General features: G+C 64.4%; 13 protein-coding genes. 2 read left to right on the top strand and 11 right to left on the bottom strand.

The window, feature by feature from the left end:
* Positions 1–124 precede the first annotated feature (124 nt).
* The 6 genes from WH265_RS21690 to WH265_RS21665 form a co-directional block, all read right to left on the bottom strand.
* Positions 125–5203: an ExeM/NucH family extracellular endonuclease gene (locus WH265_RS21690; RefSeq protein ID WP_339559630.1), complete on the bottom strand. Its 5079-nt coding sequence runs from the start codon at positions 5201–5203 to the stop codon at positions 125–127.
* A gap of 129 nt (positions 5204–5332) precedes the next feature.
* Positions 5333–6217 carry a 4-hydroxybenzoate octaprenyltransferase gene (ubiA, locus tag WH265_RS21685; RefSeq protein WP_021028300.1) on the bottom strand — a complete coding sequence of 295 codons (885 nt, stop codon included), beginning with the start codon at positions 6215–6217 and terminating at the stop codon, positions 5333–5335.
* Between the two features lie 46 nt (positions 6218–6263).
* Positions 6264–7064, bottom strand: coding sequence for a phosphatase PAP2 family protein (locus WH265_RS21680; RefSeq protein ID WP_339559629.1), 801 nt, complete (start codon positions 7062–7064; stop codon positions 6264–6266).
* A 193-nt stretch (positions 7065–7257) separates the two neighbouring features.
* Positions 7258–8226, bottom strand: coding sequence for a LysR substrate-binding domain-containing protein (locus WH265_RS21675; protein ID WP_021028298.1), 969 nt, complete (start codon positions 8224–8226; stop codon positions 7258–7260).
* 502 nt (positions 8227–8728) lie between these two features.
* Positions 8729–10972, bottom strand: a complete 2244-nt coding sequence (gene recG, locus WH265_RS21670; RefSeq protein ID WP_339559628.1) for an ATP-dependent DNA helicase RecG — start codon at positions 10970–10972, stop codon at positions 8729–8731.
* 87 nt (positions 10973–11059) lie between these two features.
* Positions 11060–12616 carry an ABC transporter permease/substrate-binding protein gene (locus tag WH265_RS21665; RefSeq protein ID WP_339559627.1) on the bottom strand — a complete coding sequence of 519 codons (1557 nt, stop codon included), beginning with the start codon at positions 12614–12616 and terminating at the stop codon, positions 11060–11062.
* 158 nt (positions 12617–12774) lie between these two features.
* Here WH265_RS21665 and queA point away from each other — a divergent pair, with 158 nt between their 5' ends.
* The gene (gene queA, locus WH265_RS21660) at positions 12775–13920 is read left to right on the top strand and encodes a tRNA preQ1(34) S-adenosylmethionine ribosyltransferase-isomerase QueA (protein ID WP_339559626.1); all 1146 of its coding nucleotides are present in this window, start codon (positions 12775–12777) and stop codon (positions 13918–13920) included.
* Between the two features lie 36 nt (positions 13921–13956).
* Here the strand turns inward: queA and WH265_RS21655 are convergent, their stop codons facing one another.
* The 5 genes from WH265_RS21655 to WH265_RS21635 all read right to left on the bottom strand — a co-directional run bounded on the left by WH265_RS21655 (position 13957) and on the right by WH265_RS21635 (position 18176).
* Complete coding sequence (locus WH265_RS21655) at positions 13957–14304, bottom strand: FHA domain-containing protein (protein WP_148293259.1); 348 nt, start codon at positions 14302–14304, stop codon at positions 13957–13959.
* A gap of 72 nt (positions 14305–14376) precedes the next feature.
* Positions 14377–15132 (bottom strand): iron ABC transporter ATP-binding protein, encoded by a 756-nt coding sequence (locus WH265_RS21650; RefSeq protein WP_339559625.1) that lies wholly within the window; start codon positions 15130–15132, stop codon positions 14377–14379.
* A 15-nt stretch (positions 15133–15147) separates the two neighbouring features.
* Positions 15148–16146 (bottom strand): iron chelate uptake ABC transporter family permease subunit, encoded by a 999-nt coding sequence (locus WH265_RS21645; RefSeq protein WP_445228567.1) that lies wholly within the window; start codon positions 16144–16146, stop codon positions 15148–15150.
* Between the two features lie 10 nt (positions 16147–16156).
* Entirely contained in the window at positions 16157–17188 is a 1032-nt protein-coding gene (locus tag WH265_RS21640) for an ABC transporter permease (RefSeq protein WP_339559623.1), read from the bottom strand.
* A gap of 37 nt (positions 17189–17225) precedes the next feature.
* The gene (locus WH265_RS21635; RefSeq protein WP_339559622.1) at positions 17226–18176 is read right to left on the bottom strand and encodes a siderophore ABC transporter substrate-binding protein; all 951 of its coding nucleotides are present in this window, start codon (positions 18174–18176) and stop codon (positions 17226–17228) included.
* Positions 18177–18686: 510 nt separating this feature from the next.
* On the opposite strand from WH265_RS21635, the gene WH265_RS21630 reads away from it, so the two are divergent.
* The gene (locus tag WH265_RS21630) at positions 18687–19592 is read left to right on the top strand and encodes a DMT family transporter (protein WP_339559699.1); all 906 of its coding nucleotides are present in this window, start codon (positions 18687–18689) and stop codon (positions 19590–19592) included.
* The last annotated feature ends 60 nt before the right edge of the window (positions 19593–19652 follow it).

Below are 19652 nucleotides of genomic sequence, written 5' to 3'. Positions count from 1 at the left end.
GTCTGCGCTCGGTGCGTTTTTCGCCGCTACCCCACGGCCAGCCCGGCATGAAAAAAGGACTTGCAAGCAAGTCCTGGGTAGCGGGTGAGCCCCTGCGGCCGAGGGCCGCAAGGGCTGCTTGCGCTTAGCGGCTCAAACCGAGGCGGCGGCGGCCCGCAGCCAGCAGACCCAGCAAGCCGCTCAGGCTCAGCAGGCTCCACAGGCCCAGGGTCGGCACCGGCACAGCGCTGCCAGCGCCTGGCGTGCCGGGACCGACGGGAGTGCCTGGATCGACCGGCACATCGGCCAGCCAGCCAGCACCACCTGGATCCGCGATCTGGCCGTTCGCAACCATGTCGTCATCACCATCACCACCATCGACGATCTGCACGGTCAGCGTATTGCCGTTTACGGTCGATGGCAGGTTGTACCAATGCGGCGTGGTGTTGGCCTTGGTGGGGCCGTACTTCCAGTACTTGGCATTGGCCGGCAGGGCTGCTGGGTACTCGATGCTCATCGTGCCATTGCCACCCATCGCGCAGCCGGTGGCCGTCCATTGCAGGGCGCCGTAAGGCACGCTCAGGCCTTGGGGCAAGGTGCCCAGCGAGGCAGCCGAAACAGCGACCGGGGCTTGGGCCAGGCGGCAGGCGTCCGCGCTGGTCCACTGCACCGCAGCGCTGCCGCCAGCGGCTGGCAGCTCCACCTCAAAGTTCTGCTCTGGCTCGGGATCGACAGGCCTGCCCTCCAGGTTCAGGCCCAGCACAATCGGGTTGTGGTCGCTGGAGCGGTAGGCATCGGCCGCGTAGAACGAGCTGACTTGCGCAGCGCTCTTGAAGTTGGTGTTGTAGTCGATGACCGGAGGCTCTTCCGCATTGATCTGCCACTTCACCACATTGCCCACCTGGCTGGCGAGCGCCGAGCTGACCAGCACATGGTCGAGCGATCCCCACAGCGTCTGGAAGCTGTACGAGTACTGGCCCGCGCCCAGCTTCTGGTAGCCATGACCTTCCAGATAGGAGATGGGGTCTTCCTTGGCATAGGCGTTGAAGTCGCCCATCAGCACATTCTTGCCATTGCCCGCTTGCGTCGGGTTGCCTTGCAGCCAGGCTTGCAGCTGCTCGACGGCACGTTTGCGCGACTGGTTGTTGGCACCCTGGCCGTCACCGATATCGGGATCGTTGACACTGCCCTTGGACTTCAAGTGGTTGACCACCACGGTGAACTGGTCCTTGCCGCCGCCGGCCAGCGTCTTCTCGAAGGTCTGGGCCAGGGGCACGCGGTTGCCATAGGTGGCGTTGAAGGCATCGTACTGCGCCTCATCGGGCACGGCCGGCACGCCCACGGGGGCGACGCGGTCCTTGCGGTAGATCACCGCGACGGAGATCGCATCATGGCCGGCAGCGACTGCCGTCTTGCCGCCACCCGCATTGAAGGGGCCCTTCACATAGTCATAGACCTCGCTGCCATGCTTGTCGTTCAGGGCTTTGGTCAGCGCAGCCAAGGCACTGCCGGCACCAAAGCCGTTGTTCTGGATCTCCATCAGACCGTAGACATCGGCATCCAGACCCAGCAGGTTGCTGACGATCTTGTCGGTTTGGCGGGTCAACTCAATCGCATTGTCCGCACCCCGGCCTTCCAGCGAATCGCCATAGGGGTTGCTGAACTTGGTGGTACCCAAGGTGCTGAAATAGTTCAGCACATTGGCCGAGGCCACCTTGACCGTGGGGCTGCCGATGGCCTGCTGCAGGTCCGCCACCGTGGGGCGCGCTGCGCCGGTAAAGACCGGCTTTTGCAGCGGCTGCACGCGGTAGCTGGTCTGGTGGGCGCCGACCGTCGTGTCGACGAACTGGTCCAGAATGCCCTCAATCGCCGGGGTGCTGTCGCCCGCACGCAAGGTGTTGCTGGCACTCAGATCCTGGCCATTGCGCCCCAGTACGGTGGCCGGGTTTTGCTTGCTGCTGCCATCGTCCAGCACGATATGGCTGCGCTTGACGGTCTCCATGTAGGCGCTGTTACCCGCCACACTGGGCGCATTCAGCTCGGTGTACTGCACCAGCTTGGCGGAGTCACTCAGGCTGACGGTGCCATAGCGGCCCAGGTAGTAGTTGTCCGTCACCACCAGCGGGCCGGTGCTGCCGGTGATGCGCACACGCATGCCTTCGTAGCGCTCCCAGTTCGCATAGGCGGGCATCGGCAGACTCAGCTCCACCATCGCAGGCAGCGCCTGCTTGGCGCCGCCATTGAGCACGCTGAAGTTCAGAATGCTGCCGCCCAGTTGGGTCAGGCCCCTGTACTCGGTGACCGAGGCGGTCAGTTGCACAGCCTGGCCTACGCTGTCGGCGCTGATGCCGGCAATGGGCGTGTTGCCGTAGAACACAAACACGGCTTCGGAGGTCTCGACATTCTTGTCGTCGTCTTCAGGCAGCGACTGGATGTAGAAGCCGCTGAGGTCAGGCAAGTAGGCGGTCACGATGCCGCGCACCGTTACAGACTGGCCCATCAGTGGCGACTCATCGCCCGAGCCTTGCACGGCCGAGATGGGGGTCGTGACCACGGGCGCCAGGTTCTGCGCGTAGCCGGGCGAGCCAATGTTGGCGGGCGTCGAAGGCTGGGCAAAGCCGTCAAGCACACCGACAGCAGCAGCGGTATAGCGCGGCTCGGACGTAGACTTGCCATCCCAAACGGCCGACACCCCATTGCCTACCGTGGTGCCCGCATTGCGCACCGCAGCGCCAGCGTGGTCACTGGTCGAGACGGCCGTTCCGCTGGAATTCTTGGCAGGCGCCACAGTCGAACCGTCAGTCGCCGGAAGTGCTTTGTTGCCATAGTTCATCGCCGCAGCAACGAAGCCATTCGCGTCGTACACCAGGACGGCATCACCCTTGCCCAGGCCTTGGCCGGCGACCAGGATGACGGCCGTGCCGGCATCCAGACCCCAGGCAGTGCGAAAGGCTTCGGGCGTGGTCTCGTTCAACACCACCAGTCGCGCACCGGCCGCCAGGCTGGTGCCGACAGGGAAGCTGCTCGGCACTGCGCCGCTGCTGTCGGTCCAGCCCCAGTTCGTCAGGTCCACGGGCGTGGTGCCGTAGTTGTACAGCTCAAAGAAATCGCCACCATCGGCATTGGAGTTGACCTCGGAGATCAGCACCTTGGCAGTCGCTGCCACGGCATTGCTGATGGTAAAGCTCAGCTTCTGCTCGGCGGCCAAGGCATTGCCGGCCGTGTCCTGCACCGCAGCGGCGGGCAGCACCAGGCTGTAGGTCTTGCCGGGCTGGTAGCCCGCGCTGTACTTGAAGCTCAGCGCGCTGCCATCGATGGTCACTTGCGCATCGGTCATCGGCACCGTGGCGACCACCGTGCTACCGTCCATCAGCGAGATATTGCCGCTGCCGCGCTGCACGGTTTCGCTGAACTGCAGGCGCACCACCGCCGTCTTGCCGACCTCCACCGCATTTTGCAGCGGGCTGGTGCTTTGCAGCACGGGGGCGGTGGTGTCGGCAGCGACGGGGCCACCGAGCTTGACGGTATTGCCCTGGAACTGCTGGTCTGCAAAAGGCAGATCCTTGGAGACCGAGCCCTTGCCCGGCCAGATGGTGTCGCCATTGTCCTGCAGCAGCTGCACGGTCGTGCCTTGCGCGGTGCTGGTGGGGCTGACCAGGGTCTCAAAACTGCCGCCGGTGCTGCGCAGCAGGTTGTCCAGCACATTGTCCAGTTGCTGCACAACGGTGGTGCCCGGGCCATCCCAGACAAAGAATGCAAAGTTCGTGTTGACAGCGGGATCGGCCTTGCCCGGAGGGCCGGCCAGGATCAGGAACTTGCCGTCATCGGTACGCTGCATATCGCGAATGCCGCGCCCGCCCAGGTTCAGCTCGATGGGCGCGCCCAGCACAGGCGCCGTGCCCGCCACCATGGCGGCAGGGTTGGTGATCGGGATGATCAGTGCGCGGTTGCGCAGCTGCGCGCTGGCCAGCGGCGCGCGGAAGCCCAGCAGCAGCTGGCCATCAGCAGTGGCCGCCATGCCTTCGATCGAGAAACCTGCAGCGGACTCGGGTGGCACCTTGTCGGCCGACGAGGCCACAAAGCCGTAGTAGTTGGCGCCCTTGCCATGGGCATTGGTGCGGTCCCAGGTGGTCAGCTGCGTCTCCAGAGCACCGTAGGAGCCTTTGAAGGTAAATTCCGTGTTGGCGCCGGTGCCCGATACATCGACCGCAAACAGGTGCTCGCGGTTGTCTGCCTCGCTGCCATCGGACTTGTTGCTGTGCGAGCCGGTGAAATACAGCGTGTTGCCGATGCGCGTGCCGGCCTCCAGATCCAGCTCCTTGCTCAGCCCCAGCAGGCTGCCAAATTCCCACTCCTTGATCGCCACACCGCCGCCACGGGGGTAGACGCGCAGCACATTGCCTTCGTCGTCACCCACCACCATGTAGCTGGCATCCAGCGCAATGCCGGCAGAGGCGTCCGAGCTGCCGGCCGTGGTGGCGGGCAGCGGGGTGAACATTGCCGTCTCACCAGCATCCGGGTCGACCACGGTCATCGCCGTAGGCGCCGTGCCGCCACCCTTCCAGTTCGCGGCGGTGCTGATGGCAGACAGCAGCTCGGTGGCGGTGCCTTCAGTAGCGCCCTTGGTGGTGTCGTAGGCAAAGTTGTTTTGTTTGACCAGTGCAATCGCGGTACTGCCATTGACCAGACCTGGTGGCAACGCCGAGGTGTTGGTATTGGTGGCATCGCCGTCCCAGGTGCCGCCCGTCACGTTGTTCAACGCATACAGAAACTTGGGAGCTGCCTCATCACCCTGGTAGACCAGCAGACTGTCGCCAGAGCCGGACAGATCGAAGGCGCCCTTGACTGCGATAGAGCCATAGTTGACGGCGCGAGGGTTCTTGTCTGCGGAGGTAATGGTTACGACCGTGCCAGCAGACAGTGCCGTGGTAGCCTGCCAGGTCAGCACGCCTTCGCCGGTACGAAATGCGCCAGCACTGGTCCAGCCGTTATCAGTAATACGGATCTCGGTACCCGCCTCCACATCACGCAGCAAGACCAAGCTGACCGAATCGGGTGAGGTAGAAGCAAAACCGACAACAGCCACTTCACCAGCGGCAAGGGTGGTCTGTGCAGAAGCGGGCAGCACGCTGGCAGCCAGCAGCAAGGCAGCGGCGAGCGACAGGCCCTGGGATGCACGCACGCTGGCGCGGCATGCAGACGAAATGGAGCGAAGAGCAAACATGACAGCTTAGGAGGGAGTGGCAAACAACCTCCGTTTGTCGCCGCTGGCGATGAAAGCTCCGTGTCAGGAACTGTAAGCGTTCCCAAAAACCGACATTGCCGCCCTTGTCACCACCCGGTCACAGCCAGGTCACAGCGCAAAGGCAAGCGCCACACCGGCAAACAGGCTCACTCCAATCCAATGGCTTTTGCTGAAGGCCGTAAAGCAGCCTTCGCGCGTGCGCTGGCGGATAAGGCTGTAGTGCCACAGCATCTGCGCGGCTGCCACGGCCACACCCAGCCACCAGGGCCAGGCCAGCTGCAAGGGAGCCAACGCCAGCACCGTCAGGCCCAGGCAGACCACAAAGAAGGCCATGATGGCGGCAACATCAAAACGGCCCAAGGTGATGGCCGAGGTCTTCATGCCGATTTTCAGATCGTCATCGCGGTCGACCATCGCGTACTCGGTGTCATAGGCCAGCACCATGCACATATTGGCGAGCCACAGCAGCCAGGCCATCATCGGCACCTGGCCTTGCACGGCAGCAAATGCAATCAGCACCCCAAAGTTGAAGGCGATACCCAAGAACGCTTGGGGCATTGCAAAGAAGCGCTTGGTAAATGGGTAGAGGATGGTGAACAGCACCGCAGGCACCGACCAGGCCACCGCTTCCCAGCGCGTGGTCAGCACCAGTGCCAGCGACAGCAAAGTGAGGACCACGCCGACCATCGCCGCCTCGAACACCGAAATCTTGCCCGTGGTGATGGGGCGCTGCGCCGTGCGTTTGACATGCAGGTCGAACTTACGGTCGGCAATGTCATTGATGCAGCAGCCGGCGCTGCGCATCAGAAATGTGCCCAGCACAAACACCAGCACCAGATGCCAGCCCGGAAAGCCCCCCGACGCCGCCCACAGCGCCACCAAGGTAGGCCAGACCAGCACCAGCCAGCCGGCAGGCCGGTTGAAGCGGATCAGATCCAGGTACAGCGCAAAGCGCTCAGACAGCGAGATGGAGGGATGGGCAGCAGCAGACATAGGCGGCAAGCATAGCCTCACAGCGCTACCCTGTGCCCTCTCTTTGTCAATTTTGGCGCCCGCCCCGCCCCAGCACGATGGCCGCCAGCGCGCACCAGGCCAAGCCCAGCAGCGCGCCCGCCAGCACATCGCTGGCAAAGTGCGCCTGCAGCAGGATGCGGCTGAGCGCGATGGTGGCCACCAGGACAGCGCAGACCCAGGCCAGAGCGCGGCTTGCAGCAGGCGAGAGCCGGCCGCGCAGCACCAGCCACAGCAGGCCATAGACCACCACGGCGCCGGAGGTGTGGCCGCTGGGAAAGCTGGCGCCCGATGTCAGCATCTCATGGAGCACCTCGGGGCGGGCGCGGTCCAGCAGGTTTTTCAAAAGGCGCACCGCCAGGCCATTGAGGCCGATAAAAAACACCCAGGCCCACAAGGCATGCCACTGCGCGCCCAGCGCCAACCAGCCCGCCACCAGCAGCACCATGACCACCAGCCAGCGCACATCGCCCGCAGCGGTCAGCACATGCAGAACCTCACGCACCGGCGCCGAGACATGGTCTTGCGCCCACTGCTGAGCCCCTGCATCGGCCGCCATCAAGCGGGCATGGCCGGCATGCTCCGGGTAGACCACCACCCAGGCCAGCATCGCAAACACCAGCAGGCAGCCCGCTGCCACGCTCAAGGGCATGCCCACGGACTGCTTGGCGGCATACAGCACGGCCGTCTGCCTGCGCGGCAGCCAGCGCCAAACCAGCGCCCCTGCCAGCAACCAGGTAACCAGCAGCGCCGGCATCCAGGCATCCAGCATGGCCAAGACCTGAAAGACAATGCCCGATCCCCCAGGCAGCTGACTGCTCTGGGCCATCGCTTGCTCGGCACCGAAAAGCATCAGAGCAGCAAAACTCAGACCCTGGCGGCACAGACCTCGGCCGGCGGCCAACGACAACAGCCGCCGCAGCGGCAACAACACAGACAACACGTTCACAACACCCCAGAAAATACAAAACCCCATGCAGGCATGCCGTGCATGGGGTCCAAAAGAAACCGTGCAGCGCGCTTTAGGCTTGCAGCATGGTCACGCCTGGCAGGTTGCAGGCGAAGATGGCATTGCGCAGCGCGGCAATGGCTTCGTAGCGGGTAAAGCTGCGGCGCCACACCAGCACCACGCGGCGCTTGGGTGCCTCGTCGTTGATCTCGTCGGTCAGCGGGATGTAGCGGATATGGGTCTCGTCCGACTTGCGGCGGCGCACACCCTTTTCCAGCGCATCCTTGGGCACCGACAGACGCGGCACCAGGGTCACACCCATGCCGGCAGCCACCATGTGCTTGATGGTCTCGAGCGACGAGCCTTCAAAGGTGCGGCGGATGCCTTCGGTGTTGCTGGAGTAGCGGGCGAACTCGGGGCAGACTTCGAGCACATGGTCACGGAAGCAGTGGCCAGCGCCCAACAGCAGCATGGTTTCGTTCTTCAGCTCGCTGGCCGAGATGCTGTCACGCGTGGCCAGCGGGTGCACGCTGGGCACGGCCGCAAAGAATGGCTCGTCATACAGCGGGGCCATGGCCAGACCGGTATCGGGGAAGGGCTCGGCCACGATGGCGCAGTCGATCTCACCGGTACGCAGCATTTCCAGCAGCTTGGCGGTCATGTTCTCGTTGATCATCAACGGCATCTGCGGCGTGCGCTCAATCGACTGGCGCACCAGCTCGGGCAGCAGATAAGGGCCGATGGTATAGATCACACCCAGGGTGAGCACACCGGCGAGCGGGTCCTTGCCGCGTTTGGCAATTTCCTTGATCGCTGCGGCCTGGTCCAGCACGATTTGCGCCTGGCGCACGATCTGGTCACCCAGACTGGTGACCGACACTTCCGAGGCACTGCGTTCAAACAGCTTGACCTCGAGTTCTTCCTCCAGCTTTTTGATGGCGACAGACAAGGTTGGTTGCGACACGTAGCAGGCATCAGCGGCGCGGCCGAAATGCCTTTCACGGGCGACAGCAACAATATATTTGAGCTCTGTAAGTGTCATGTCAGTTTTTAGTGCGAATCGCGTATTGTGCATGGCCTGTGCACCGCCTGGCTATAGCGCCAAGAGGACAAAGTGCCACACTGTGTTTCATCAGAACCGCAAGCTATGAGTTGTACTCTATTCCGGAGCACCATGGGTACCAATGATCGACAACAAAAATAGCATTAATCTATTATGCGTCAAATGCAAGCGCTTGCTCACCGCCCACGTAGGTAAATATGGATGCTGGTATTTACACAATGCTACATAGTCATGCACCTACTTGCTTCGCTACCTCCCTGTTTCATAAGACATATTTGCGATTTTTGCCACCGCAATACGCCATAAATCCAGTGACAGGATGCGTTTACCATCCTCTATTCAAGCAACACCATCATCATTTTGCGCAGCACCCATAGCACGAATCAATCAATATTTACCTAAATTTCGTCGTGTTTTTGCAACTTTTGAATCTTGTTTGCAATGCTGCCATGCAACCTAACTGGTAGCTATGTACTAGTTTTCAAGCTTTGAGGTACTCGGCCTTGCCGCCCAGCCAGCGCAAAACATGGCTGGCCGCCAGATCCGGCCAGCGGTCCAGCATATGCGGTGCCAGCTCCCGCGCCCATTCCAGCAGATGCTTGTCGGCCTCCAGATCGGCAAAACGCAGCAACGGCGCCCCCGACTGGCGCGCGCCCAGAAACTCCCCCGGCCCCCGGATTTCCAGATCGCGCCGGGCAATCTCGAAGCCATCCGAGGTTTCGGCCATCGCCCGCAGGCGCTCCTTGGCCGTTTCGCCCAGTTTGCCGTTGTCTCCCACCGCGTACAGCAGCACACAGGCCGATGCGGCAGCGCCCCGGCCCACCCGGCCGCGCAGCTGGTGCAGCTGGCTCAGGCCAAAGCGTTCGGCATGCTCGATCACCATCAGGCTGGCATTGGGCACATCGACGCCCACTTCAATCACCGTCGTGGAGACCAGCACGCCCATCACCCCTTCGCTGAACAAAGCCATGACCGCCTTTTTCTCGGCCGTCGGCATGCGCGAATGCAAGAGACCCACCATGACCCCGGGCAGCGCCTCGCTCAGATCGGTATGGGTCGCGGTGGCATTGGACAGGTCCAGCGCCTCGCTCTCCTCGATCAAGGGACAGACCCAGTAGACCTGCCTCCCTTGGGCAATCTGGTCGGCGATGCGCGAGACCACCTCATCGCGCCGGCTGTCGCTGATCAGCTTGGTGACCACCGGCGTGCGGCCCGGCGGCAGCTCGTCGATGGTGGACACATCGAGGTCGGCGTAATAGCTCATCGCCAAGGTGCGCGGGATGGGCGTGGCACTCATCATCAGCATATGCGGCTCCATGCCGGTGGACAGCAGCTTTTGCCGCAGCGCCAGGCGCTGGGCCACGCCAAAGCGGTGCTGCTCGTCGATGACGGCCAGCCCCAGCTTCTGGAACTGCACCTGGTCCTGGATAACGGCATGCGTGCCCACCACCAGCGCAGCCTCGCCGCTCTCGACCAGCGCCAGCATCTCAGCGCGCTGCTTCTTCTTTTGCGCACCGGCCAGCCAGGCCACCTTGAGGCCGCGTGGCGCCAGCAGGGGCTCGAGCCAACCCACCAGCTTGGCAAAGTGCTGCTCGGCCAGGATTTCGGTCGGCGCCATCAACGCGCACTGCCAGCCCGCATCGATGGCGATCACCGCCGACAGCGCCGCCACAATGGTCTTGCCCGAGCCCACATCGCCTTGCAGCAGGCGGTGCATCGGTATGTTGCGCCCTAGGTCGCGCGCAATTTCCTCGCAGACCCGGCGCTGCGCCCCGGTCAGCGCAAAGGGCAGCGCAGCCAGAAACTGCTCATGCAGGTTCAGGCTGCCATCGGCCATGCGCTGCGCCACCAGCGCCGGTGCGCGCAGGCGGTCACGCTCGCGCTTGGCCGTCAGCTGCGACAGCTGCTGGGCCAGCAGCTCCTCGGCCTTGAGGCGCTGCCAGGCCGGGTGGCTGTGGTCCTCCAAGGTCGCCAGCGCCACATCGGGCGTGGGGTGGTGCAAAAACTGTAGCGCCTCGCGCAAGGTGTAGGCACGGCCCAGGCCGCCCTCGCCCTGGTAGCGGGCATAGGGCAGGTCCACACCGGGTGGCAGGGTTTCGCTCAGGTCCGCGCGCTGCACGCCGCTGATCACCGCGCGGCGCAGATAGGGCTGGGGCAGCCCAGCCGTGGTGGGGTAGACGGGGGTGAGCGACTGGGGCAGCTCGCCACCGGCCAGGCGAAAGGCCGGGTGCAGCATTTGCCGGCCCCAAAAGCCCCCCTTGACCTCGCCCCGGATGCGCAAGGTATTGCCCACGGCCATGGTCTTTTGGTGCGAAGGGTAGAAGCTGAAAAAGCGCAGCTCGCAGGGGTCGCCATTGGCGTCTTCCACCCGCACCACCAGCTGGCGGCGCGGGCGCAGCTGCACATCGGCCGACACCACCGTTGCCTCGATCTGCGCGACCTCGCCGTCGCGCGCATTGCGCAGCGCAATGATGCGCGTCTCGTCCTCGTAGCGCAGCGGCAGGTGCAGGGCCAGATCGATATCGCGCGTCAGCCCCAGCTTGGCCAGCGCTTGCTGGGCCGGGTTCTTGGCAGGGGTCTTCGCTGGGCCATTTGCGGTATTGGTGGCGCTGGCGGCAGGCGCTGCACCAGGCGTCGCCACCGCTAGCTTGCGCGGCCGGCCAGGCTTGCGCCCCTTGGCGGGCGCGGCGTCATCAGCAGAGTTGGCGGGCGTGGCAACAGACATGGAGGCAGTTTCAGCAATGCTGCATTCTGGCATGCTTTGCCGCACGACTGGTTAAAAAGACAGTGCCTCTGCAGGCCGCCCGCAGCATCAGCGCCGCACGCGACGGCGCCGCAGATAGCGCTCCCAGAGCTCAAACACCAGCTCAGACAGCAGCGCCAGCGCCGCAGCCGGCAAGGCGCCAGCCATCATCAGCGCGCTGTCGTTCAGTGCCAGACCCGTCACAATGCGCTCACCCAGGCCGCCTGCACCAATAAAGGCCGCAATCGTGGCCGTGCCAATGCCGATCGCGCAGGCGGTGCGGATACCCGCCACCACGGTGGGCATCGCAATCGGCAGCTCCACCCAGCGCATGCGCTGCGGCCGCGTCATGCCTAGGGCCGAGCCCGCGCTGCGCAAACCCGGCGATACCTCCACGAGGCCCGCGCAGGTGTTGCTCAGAATAGGCAAGATGGAATAGGCCGTCAGCGCCACCAGCGCCGGCAGCCGCCCGATCACGCCAAACCAGGCGATCAGCACCGCCAGCAGCGCCAGCGACGGAATTGTCTGCAGCACCCCGGCAGCGCCCAGCGCCAAGGCCCGCGAGCGTGCATGCGGAAACAGCATGATGCCGGCAGGCACCGCCATCAGCGCCGCCACCCCTACCGATATGAGCACCAGCGCCAGATGCTGCGCGGTCAGCCGCCACAGATCGGGGGCGACCAGACGCGCCCACAGCCTTGAGGCAAAGCTGGGCTGTGCTGCAGCCTTCTGGTCGCTTGCCGTCGATCCCTGGGCTTGGGACGCCCCACCCGCCAGAAACTGCTTGGCAATCTCGGCAAAGCCCTGGCCCTGCAGCTCGGCCTGGGCGTTCATGCCAATCATCGCCGCTTCGCTGATCCGGCCCTGCAGCTTTTGCAAGGCCGCCCAGGCCACCGGCTTTTGCAGGGGCAGGTCCTGGCGGTAGAGCAGCAGCGCGTCATAGCGCGGGAAATAGGCCTTGTCATCCTCCAGCACCAAGAGGCCCAGGTGGTCGATCTTGGCATCGGTGGTGTAGATATCCATCACATCGATGTGCTGCTGCGTGATGGCTTCATAAGCCAGGCCATGGTCCAGCCCCTGGGGCTTGGCCTGCAAGCTATAGCGCTGGGCCAGGCCCGGCCAGCCGTCACCCCGGCCGATGAATTCGTTCGACAGGCCATAGCGCAACTCGCTGTGGCGCGCCAGATCGCCAAGCGTGCGGATGCCCAGCTCCTCGGCCTGCTTGCGGCGCATCGCCAGCGCATAGCCGTCGTTAAAGCCCAAGGGCACACCCACCGCCAGGCCCTGCGGCGCCAGCGCTTCGTTCAGCGATGCCAGGTCGCTGCCCTTGGCATGCTTGGCAATCTCCAGTGCAATGGTGCCGCTGTACTCGGCATAGACATCGATCTGGCCGGAGCGCAAGGCCTCGTAGACGATGGCGGTATTGCCCAGACCCTGGCGCACCTGGGTCTTGACGCCAGCGGCCTGGGCCTGCTGCGCCATGATCTCGGCCAGCACATAGGATTCGGTAAAGCGCTTGGAGCCCACGCGCAGCGTTTCCTCCTGCGCGGCACTGGCAGCGGGGCCCGCCAGCGCGCCCAGAACCCAGACCAGCCAGACGGTCATCAAGTGGCGAAGAGCTTGCATCGGGCAACTATAGCAACTGCGCCGCCACAGCACGTAGGAGGCCGCCACCAACACCCCCAAGCCCGCGCAGCCTGCTACGCCTCTGCGGCGGTGGCACAATCGCCCCCTTGTTTTGATCCCTGTGAGCTGCGGGTGTGTTCCGCCTGCATGAGCCAACGATGACTGCCTTCTCCGGTGCCCGCCGCACATTTCAGCTGAGCGATTTCGATTTCGACCTGCCCGAAGCACTGATTGCCCAACACCCGGCTGCCGAGCGCAGCGGCTCCCGCCTGCTGGATGCACGCGAGCCCGGCCTGCTGGACCGCCGCTTCCACGAGCTGCCCGATCTGTTGCAGGCCGGTGACCTGTTGGTCTTCAACGACACCCAGGTGATCAAGGCGCGCATCTTTGGCGAGAAATCCAGCGGCGGCAAGATCGAGCTGCTGATCGAGCGCGTGCTGCAGGACAACGAAGTCGTGGCCCATATGAAGGTCAGCAAGAAGCCGGCCGTGGGCGGCGTGCTGCACATGATGGGCGGCAAGAAGGCCGGTGGCTTTGACGCCACCTTGCTGGGCCGCTGGCCCAACGAGATGGGCGCACTGTTCCGCCTGCGCCTGAGCGGCCCCAACGGCGAATCGCCCTGGGAGCTGATGCAGCAGCACGGCCACATCCCCCTGCCCCCTTATATAGAGCGCGAGCAGCAGACCGGCCAGGACCCCAACCAGGCCGAGGACGAGCGCCGCTACCAGACCGTGTTCGCCAAGAACCCCGGCGCCGTGGCGGCCCCTACCGCGGCACTGCACTTTGATGAAAAGGTGCTGGCTGCCTTGGAGGCCAAGGGCGTGGAACGCGCCAGTGTGACCCTGCATGTGGGCGCGGGCACCTTCCAGCCGGTCAAGACCGAGAACCTCAAAGACCACCAGATGCACAGCGAGTGGTACAACATTCCCCTGCCCACCTTGGCAGCGCTGGAGCGTTGCCGCCTGCGCGGTGGCCGGGTCATTGCGGTGGGCACCACCACGGTGCGCACCCTGGAATCCTGGGCCCGCACCGGCCAGCTCTCGGACGACACCAACATCTTCATCACGCCCGGCTTCCCGTTCCGCGTGGTCGACATGCTGGTGACCAACTTTCACCTGCCCAAGAGCAGCCTGATGATGCTGGTCAGCGCCTTTGCCGGCTACGAGCACATCATGGGTCTGTACCAGCACGCGATTGCGCAGCAGTACCGCTTCTTCAGCTATGGTGACTCGATGCTGCTGCAGCGCCAAAAGGAGCCGGCTGCGGCCGACGCGGCCACCGAGCAGCCGCCTGCTGCGTCCTGACGACCACGGCCGGGTTCCAGCCGGTCCCAGGCCCACTCAAGCCCGGCCACTGCCCAGCGCAGGCCCGGGCTGCCCCTGCGCGGCCGATCCCTGCAGGATATAGAGCTGGAAATCGCCGATCTGCACCACATCGCCGGCGAAGAGAATCTTGCGTTTGACCGGCACGCCGTTGACCAAGGTGCCATTGGTGCTGCCATGGTCCTCGATGGTCAGCACACCGGCGCGTTCGCGCAGAAAAAACGCACCGTGGCTGCGGCTCACACTGGGGTGGTCCAGCACAAAGCGGCTGCCGGGGTCGCGGCCAATGGTCGAGAAGCCCTCCTCCACGCTCCAGGTGTGCAGGCTCAGTCGCTTCTTGTCCTTGACCAGAATATCTTTTGCCATCGCAGGTGCCTTCTGTGGTTGCCGTTGCAGGGTGGCATGCGCCGCCGCCAATCTACCAAACAAAGGCGCAATTCAGAAATAGTCGCAAAAGCGGCGTCCGCCCACCTCATGCACCTGCACGGGGATTTCATAGAGGTCGCTGAGCACCTCGTCACGCACAACCCGCTCGGGCGGGCCTTCGCAGTACAGCGCGCCAGCCTTCATCGCGATGATGTGGTCGGCATAGCTGGCGGCAAAGTTGATGTCATGCAGCACCACCACCACCGTCTTGCCGGCATCCTGCACCGCCTGGCGCAGCAGCTTCATCATGCCAACGGCGTGGGCCATGTCCAGGTTGTTGAGCGGCTCGTCAAACAGGATGTAGCGCGTGTTCTGGCACAGCACCATGGCGATGTAGGCGCGCTGGCGCTGGCCGCCAGAGAGCTCATCGAGAAAGCGCTCGGCCAGCGGCTGAAGCTTCAAGTAGTTCAGCGCCGCATCCACATGCACGCGGTCCTCTTCGGTCAGCCGGCCCTTGGAATGCGGAAAGCGGCCAAAGGCCACCAGATCGCGCACCGTCAGGCGCAGCGCGCTTTGGTTGTCCTGGCGCAAGATGGCCATCACGCGCGCCAGCGCATCGCTGGCGGTGGTCGTGATGTCCTGGCCCTCGATGCGCACCGAGCCCGAGGTCATCGGCATCAGCCGGCTGATGAGCGACAGTGCCGTCGATTTGCCCGCGCCGTTGGGCCCGATGATGGCGGTCAGCCGGCCTTGGGGAATGCGCAGGCTCACATCATGCAGCACCGTCGTGGTGCCATGGGTCTTGCGCAGCTTGTCGGTTTCAATCATGGCTGGTCACCGCGCTCAGCTCTTGGCCTTGCGCACTAAAAGATAGATAAAGGTCAGTCCGCCCAGGAACTCCACCACGATGGACAGCGAGGTGTTGAAGCCAAACAGGCGCTCGAGCACCATCTGGCCGCCCACCAGCAACAAGCCCCCCAGCAGCACCGAGCCGGCCAGGGTGTAGCGGTGCTGGTGGCTGTGCATCAGCTGGTAGGCCATATTGCTCACCAGCAGGCCAAAAAAGGTCACCGGCCCGACCAGCGCGGTCGAGATGGACACCAAAATCGCCACCACCACCAAGACGCCCATCACCGAGCGCTGGTAGTTCACGCCCAGGTTGACGGCCACCTCGCGCCCCAGCGCCAGCACATCGAGCAGATGGCGCTGGCGCCAGACCCAGACGCCCACCAGTGCAATCGCCGGCAGCGACAGCAGCAGCAAGGGCAGCGAGACGGTGTTGAAGTTCGCAAACAAGCGGTCTTGCAGCACGGTGAACTCATTGGGGTCCATCACGCGCCAGACAAAGTTATTGAGGCTGCGAAAAAAGATGCCCGCGACAATGCCCACCAGCAGCAGCAAATGCAGGTTGCTGGCCTGGCCCCGGAACAACCAGACAAAGAGGCTCGTCGACAGCAGCACCATCAGCCCCACATTCATGCCAAAGCGCGAGAGCTCCGGAATCTGCATGGCCGCTGCGCCCAACGTAAAGGCCAGCACCGACTGGATTAGCTGGAACAGCGCGTCAAAGCCCATCACCGCCGGCGTCAGGATGCGGTTGTTGGTCACCGTCTGGAACAGCACGGTGGAGACGCCGATGGCAAAAGCCACCGTCCACATGGTTGCCAGCTTCTTGCCGCGCAGCGGCAGCACAAAGCTCCACTCGGCCTGCACCTGGCTGGTCATGAAGTAGAGGCTGGCGAGCAGCGCCAGCGCCAGCAGCAGCCACAGGCGCCGCGCCGGGGTGCCCAACCAGGACACGGGTGCAGGTGTGGGCGCCGCCACCGCAGGCGAGGTAGACAACGTATTCATCTCAGCCTCCCATGCGCTTGCGGCGCGACAGCAGCAGCGCCAGGAACATCGCACTGCCCAGCACCCCCATCACGGTGCCGATCGGTATCTCGTACGGGGCGATGACCACGCGGCCAATCAGGTCACAGGCCAGCGCCATCAAGGCCCCCGCCCAGGCCACCCAGAGCACCGATTTGCGCACGTTGTCGCCCACCACCAGGCGCACCAGGTTGGGCACGATCAGGCCGACAAAGGGAATGATGCCGACGGTGACGATCACCGAGGCGGTGACAACGGCCACTACCAGCACGCCCTGGGCCACCAGGCGCTTGTAGTTGAGCCCCAGGTTGGTGGCAAATTCCTGGCCCATGCCGGCCACCGTGAAGCGGTCTGCCGCCAGCATCGCCAGCAGCGTGATGCCCAGCGACAGCCAGAGCATTTCGTAGCGGCCCTGCACGATGGCCGAGAAATCAGCCGTCATCCAGGAGCGCGCCGCCTGCATCAGGTCAAAGCGGTAGGCGATAAAAGTGGTGGCCGATTCGATCACGCCCGACAGCACGAGGCCCACCAAGGGCACGATCAGCGCCGAGCGCAGCCGTATGCGGCTGAGCACCGCCAGGAACAAGGCCGTGCCCGCCAGCGCAAACACTGCCGCCAGGCCCATCTTGCCGAACACCGGCATATCGGGCCACCACAGGATGCCGAACAGCATGCCCATACCGGCCGATTCGGCCGTGCCCATGGTCGTGGGCTCGACATAGTGGTTGCGCGCCAGCATCTGCATCAGCAGGCCGGCCACCGCCATCGCGCTGCCGGCCAGCAGCAGTGCCAGCGTGCGGGGCACGCGGCTGGCCACCAGCACCTGGGTGGCCAGGTCATCGTCGTTGTGGGAGAACAGGCGCAGCAAGGTCGTCACCGACACATCGCTGACGCCCACCAGCAGGCTGACAAAGGCCAGCAACGCCAGCAAGGCGATGGCTGGCAGCGCAAAAGCCAGCGGCCGCAGCGCAAGGCCGCGCCCGCCGCCTGGCGCTTTCTCAATCGTGGTCGTCATGCTGTGGCTCGCAACAGGGGCTGGCTCAGCACGCCAATCAGGCCTTGGAGAAGGCGTTGATCAGCTGCGTCACATCGTCATGCAGCGAGCCGGGGCTGGCATTGCCCAGCAGGTACCAGTTGGCCGAGTTCAGGTAGACGATCTGCTTTTTCTTGGCCGCCTTGGTAGCGTTGACCAGCGGGTTGTCCAGCAGCTTGGCAGCCGATGCGCCTTCGCGGCCAATGGCGGCATCGCGATCCAGCACAAACAGCCAGTCCGGGTTGGTCTTGAGGATGAACTCGAACGAGATCGCCTGGCCGTGGCCGGCCACCTTGATATCCTTGTTGGCGGCGGGAATACCATAGACATCGTGCAGCATGCCAAAACGCGAGCCCGGGCCATAGGCGCTGAGCTTGCCGCCATTGGTCATCACCATCAGGCCGGCGCCCTTGTTGGCCGTCAGGCCCTTGAGCTTGTCGATATCGGCCTGCATCGCGGCCATCAGGGTCTGGGCCTGGGCCTCGTTGCCTACCATCTCGCCCAGGATCTTCAAATGCTTGAAAGCGCTGGCCACCGGCTGGGTGTTGTCCACCGTCAGGTCCAAGGTCGGCGCAATCTTGGCCAGCTCGGCCACCTTGGCGGCCGAGCGGCCACCGGCGACGATCACATCGGGTTTGAGTCCCTTGACCACCTCGTAGTTGGGCTCGAACAGGCTGCCGATGCGGGTGTAGTCCTTGCTGGCGTACTGCTCCAGCACCGGCGGGAACTTCACGACCTCGGGCACGCCCTTGACCTCGGCGCCCAGTGCGCGCAGGCAGTCGAGCGCGGCCAGGTCAAACACCAGGATGGTCTTGGGCTTGACCGGGATCTGCACCGGGCCGCCCGCTTGCTGCACCGTCAGGGTCTGCTGCGCCAGTGCGGTGCCTGCCGCCCAGGGCAGGGTCACCAAGGCACCCAGTTGCAGCAGCGACTGGCGGCGGTTGACGGTGGAGCGAGCGGAGCGCGACATGGAACATCCTTTGGTCGGAAAGCCGGCAGCCCCTGCATGCACCCGACCCAAGACCGTATCGCTACTGTTTTTCTTGCGCCCGCACGCTGAGCCCCAGCGGTTGATGGAATGGAGATATCGCCTGATGCCTGCCAAGCTGCTGCGCCCGGGGGCTTTACACAACTGACACATTTGCGAATCGTTCTCATTTGAATGGTAACACGCTGTTTTGTTCCCCTCGGTTCAAGGCGGGTACAAACCCGCAGAAGGATCCAGCAGCCGCCGGACTGTCCCTGATCGGACAGTGGGGCGCAAAAAACTGCAGCCACAGCGCCACGCCGGGGCCCCCAGCAGACATCCGCTTTCTACAATGGAGCTACACCAAGCCAGCCCTTCGACTCCGCAGGAGACCGGCCGCCGCATGGTGCCCCTGCCCGCGTGACTCCCCCGACAGCCCCTGCCACTGCCTCTGCCCCACCCGGCAAAGGCCTGATAAGCCCCCCCACCCTTGCCGCGGACAGCGCCGCCCGCCTGCCCGAGACGACCCGCACCCCGCCCCCGCGCCGCCCTGGTGAAGGCTCGGCCCTCACCGGCATTGTGCTGACGGTGTTTGCCTGCGCCTGTTTCTGCCTGCTCGATACCGGCTCCAAATATTCGGGGGCGCTGCTGCCGCTCCTGATGGCGTTGTGGCTGCGCTATGTATTGCAATCGGTGTTCACCGTCGGCTGGGGCGTCTACCAGTACGGCAGTGCGGCGTTTCACACCAGCCATCCGCGCTTCCAGGTGGTGCGCGCTGCGCTGTTTTGCGGCAGCAATGCCTGCGCGATGATGAGCCTGCGCTACCTGCCGCTGGCCGAGTTCACGGCCGTCGTCGCGATGACGCCGCTGGCGATGACCCTGGTGGCAGCCCTCTGGCTCAAGCAGCCCGTCAGCCCGCTGCGCTGGGTGCTGGTGGCCATGGGCTTTCTGGGCACCGTGGTCATCATCCGCCCGGGCAGCGCCAATTTCAGCGGCGGCGCGCTCATCTGGCCGGCGCTACAGCTGGCAGCCAACACGGCCTACCAGATCGTCAGCAGCCAGATGGCCGGCCGGGAGCGGCCGGTGACCACGCAGATCTACACCAGCTTGCTGGCGCTGGTGCTGACCAGCGCCAGCCTGCCCTGGTTCTGGCAGATGCCGACCACCACCGCCCTGTGGCTGGCGGCGCTCGCCATGGGCGTGGGCAGCACCATTGGCCACCTGATGCTGCTCAAGGCCTATGAGCATGCCAAGCCGGCCACGATATCGCCCTTTCTCTACAGCCAGATCCCCTTTGCCGTGTTCTCGGGCTGGCTGCTGTACGGCCATATCCCCGACCACTGGGCGGTGCTGGGCATGGTCGCGATTGCACTGGGCGGCGCGCTCAGCGCCTGGCTGTCGGTGCGCGAATCACGCTGATCCCGGCGGGCGCATACCGACGCAAAAAAAGCGCCACCGAAACCAGTCCGGTGGCGCCCT

The sequence above is a fragment of the Comamonas sp. MYb396 genome, from assembly GCF_037479555.1.
Taxonomy (GTDB): Bacteria; Pseudomonadota; Gammaproteobacteria; order Burkholderiales; family Burkholderiaceae_C; genus Comamonas.
This window is presented reverse-complemented; position numbering and strand designations above follow the sequence as displayed.

Excerpts from the sequence above, each read along its gene's own strand:
- recG (WP_339559628.1), bottom strand. The coding sequence starts at position 10,972 with ATGTCTGTTGCCACGCCCGCCAACTCTGCTGATGACGCCGCGCCCGCC.
- WH265_RS21690 (WP_339559630.1), bottom strand. The coding sequence starts at position 5,203 with ATGTTTGCTCTTCGCTCCATTTCGTCTGCATGCCGCGCCAGCGTGCGT.
- WH265_RS21665 (WP_339559627.1), bottom strand. The coding sequence starts at position 12,616 with ATGCAAGCTCTTCGCCACTTGATGACCGTCTGGCTGGTCTGGGTTCTG.
- WH265_RS21640 (WP_339559623.1), bottom strand. The coding sequence starts at position 17,188 with ATGACGACCACGATTGAGAAAGCGCCAGGCGGCGGGCGCGGCCTTGCG.
- WH265_RS21655 (WP_148293259.1), bottom strand. The coding sequence starts at position 14,304 with ATGGCAAAAGATATTCTGGTCAAGGACAAGAAGCGACTGAGCCTGCAC.
- WH265_RS21680 (WP_339559629.1), bottom strand. The coding sequence starts at position 7,064 with ATGGCCCAGAGCAGTCAGCTGCCTGGGGGATCGGGCATTGTCTTTCAG.
- WH265_RS21635 (WP_339559622.1), bottom strand. The coding sequence starts at position 18,176 with ATGTCGCGCTCCGCTCGCTCCACCGTCAACCGCCGCCAGTCGCTGCTG.
- ubiA (WP_021028300.1), bottom strand. The coding sequence starts at position 6,217 with ATGTCTGCTGCTGCCCATCCCTCCATCTCGCTGTCTGAGCGCTTTGCG.
- WH265_RS21675 (WP_021028298.1), bottom strand. The coding sequence starts at position 8,226 with ATGACACTTACAGAGCTCAAATATATTGTTGCTGTCGCCCGTGAAAGG.
- queA (WP_339559626.1), top strand. The coding sequence starts at position 12,775 with ATGACTGCCTTCTCCGGTGCCCGCCGCACATTTCAGCTGAGCGATTTC.
- WH265_RS21650 (WP_339559625.1), bottom strand. The coding sequence starts at position 15,132 with ATGATTGAAACCGACAAGCTGCGCAAGACCCATGGCACCACGACGGTG.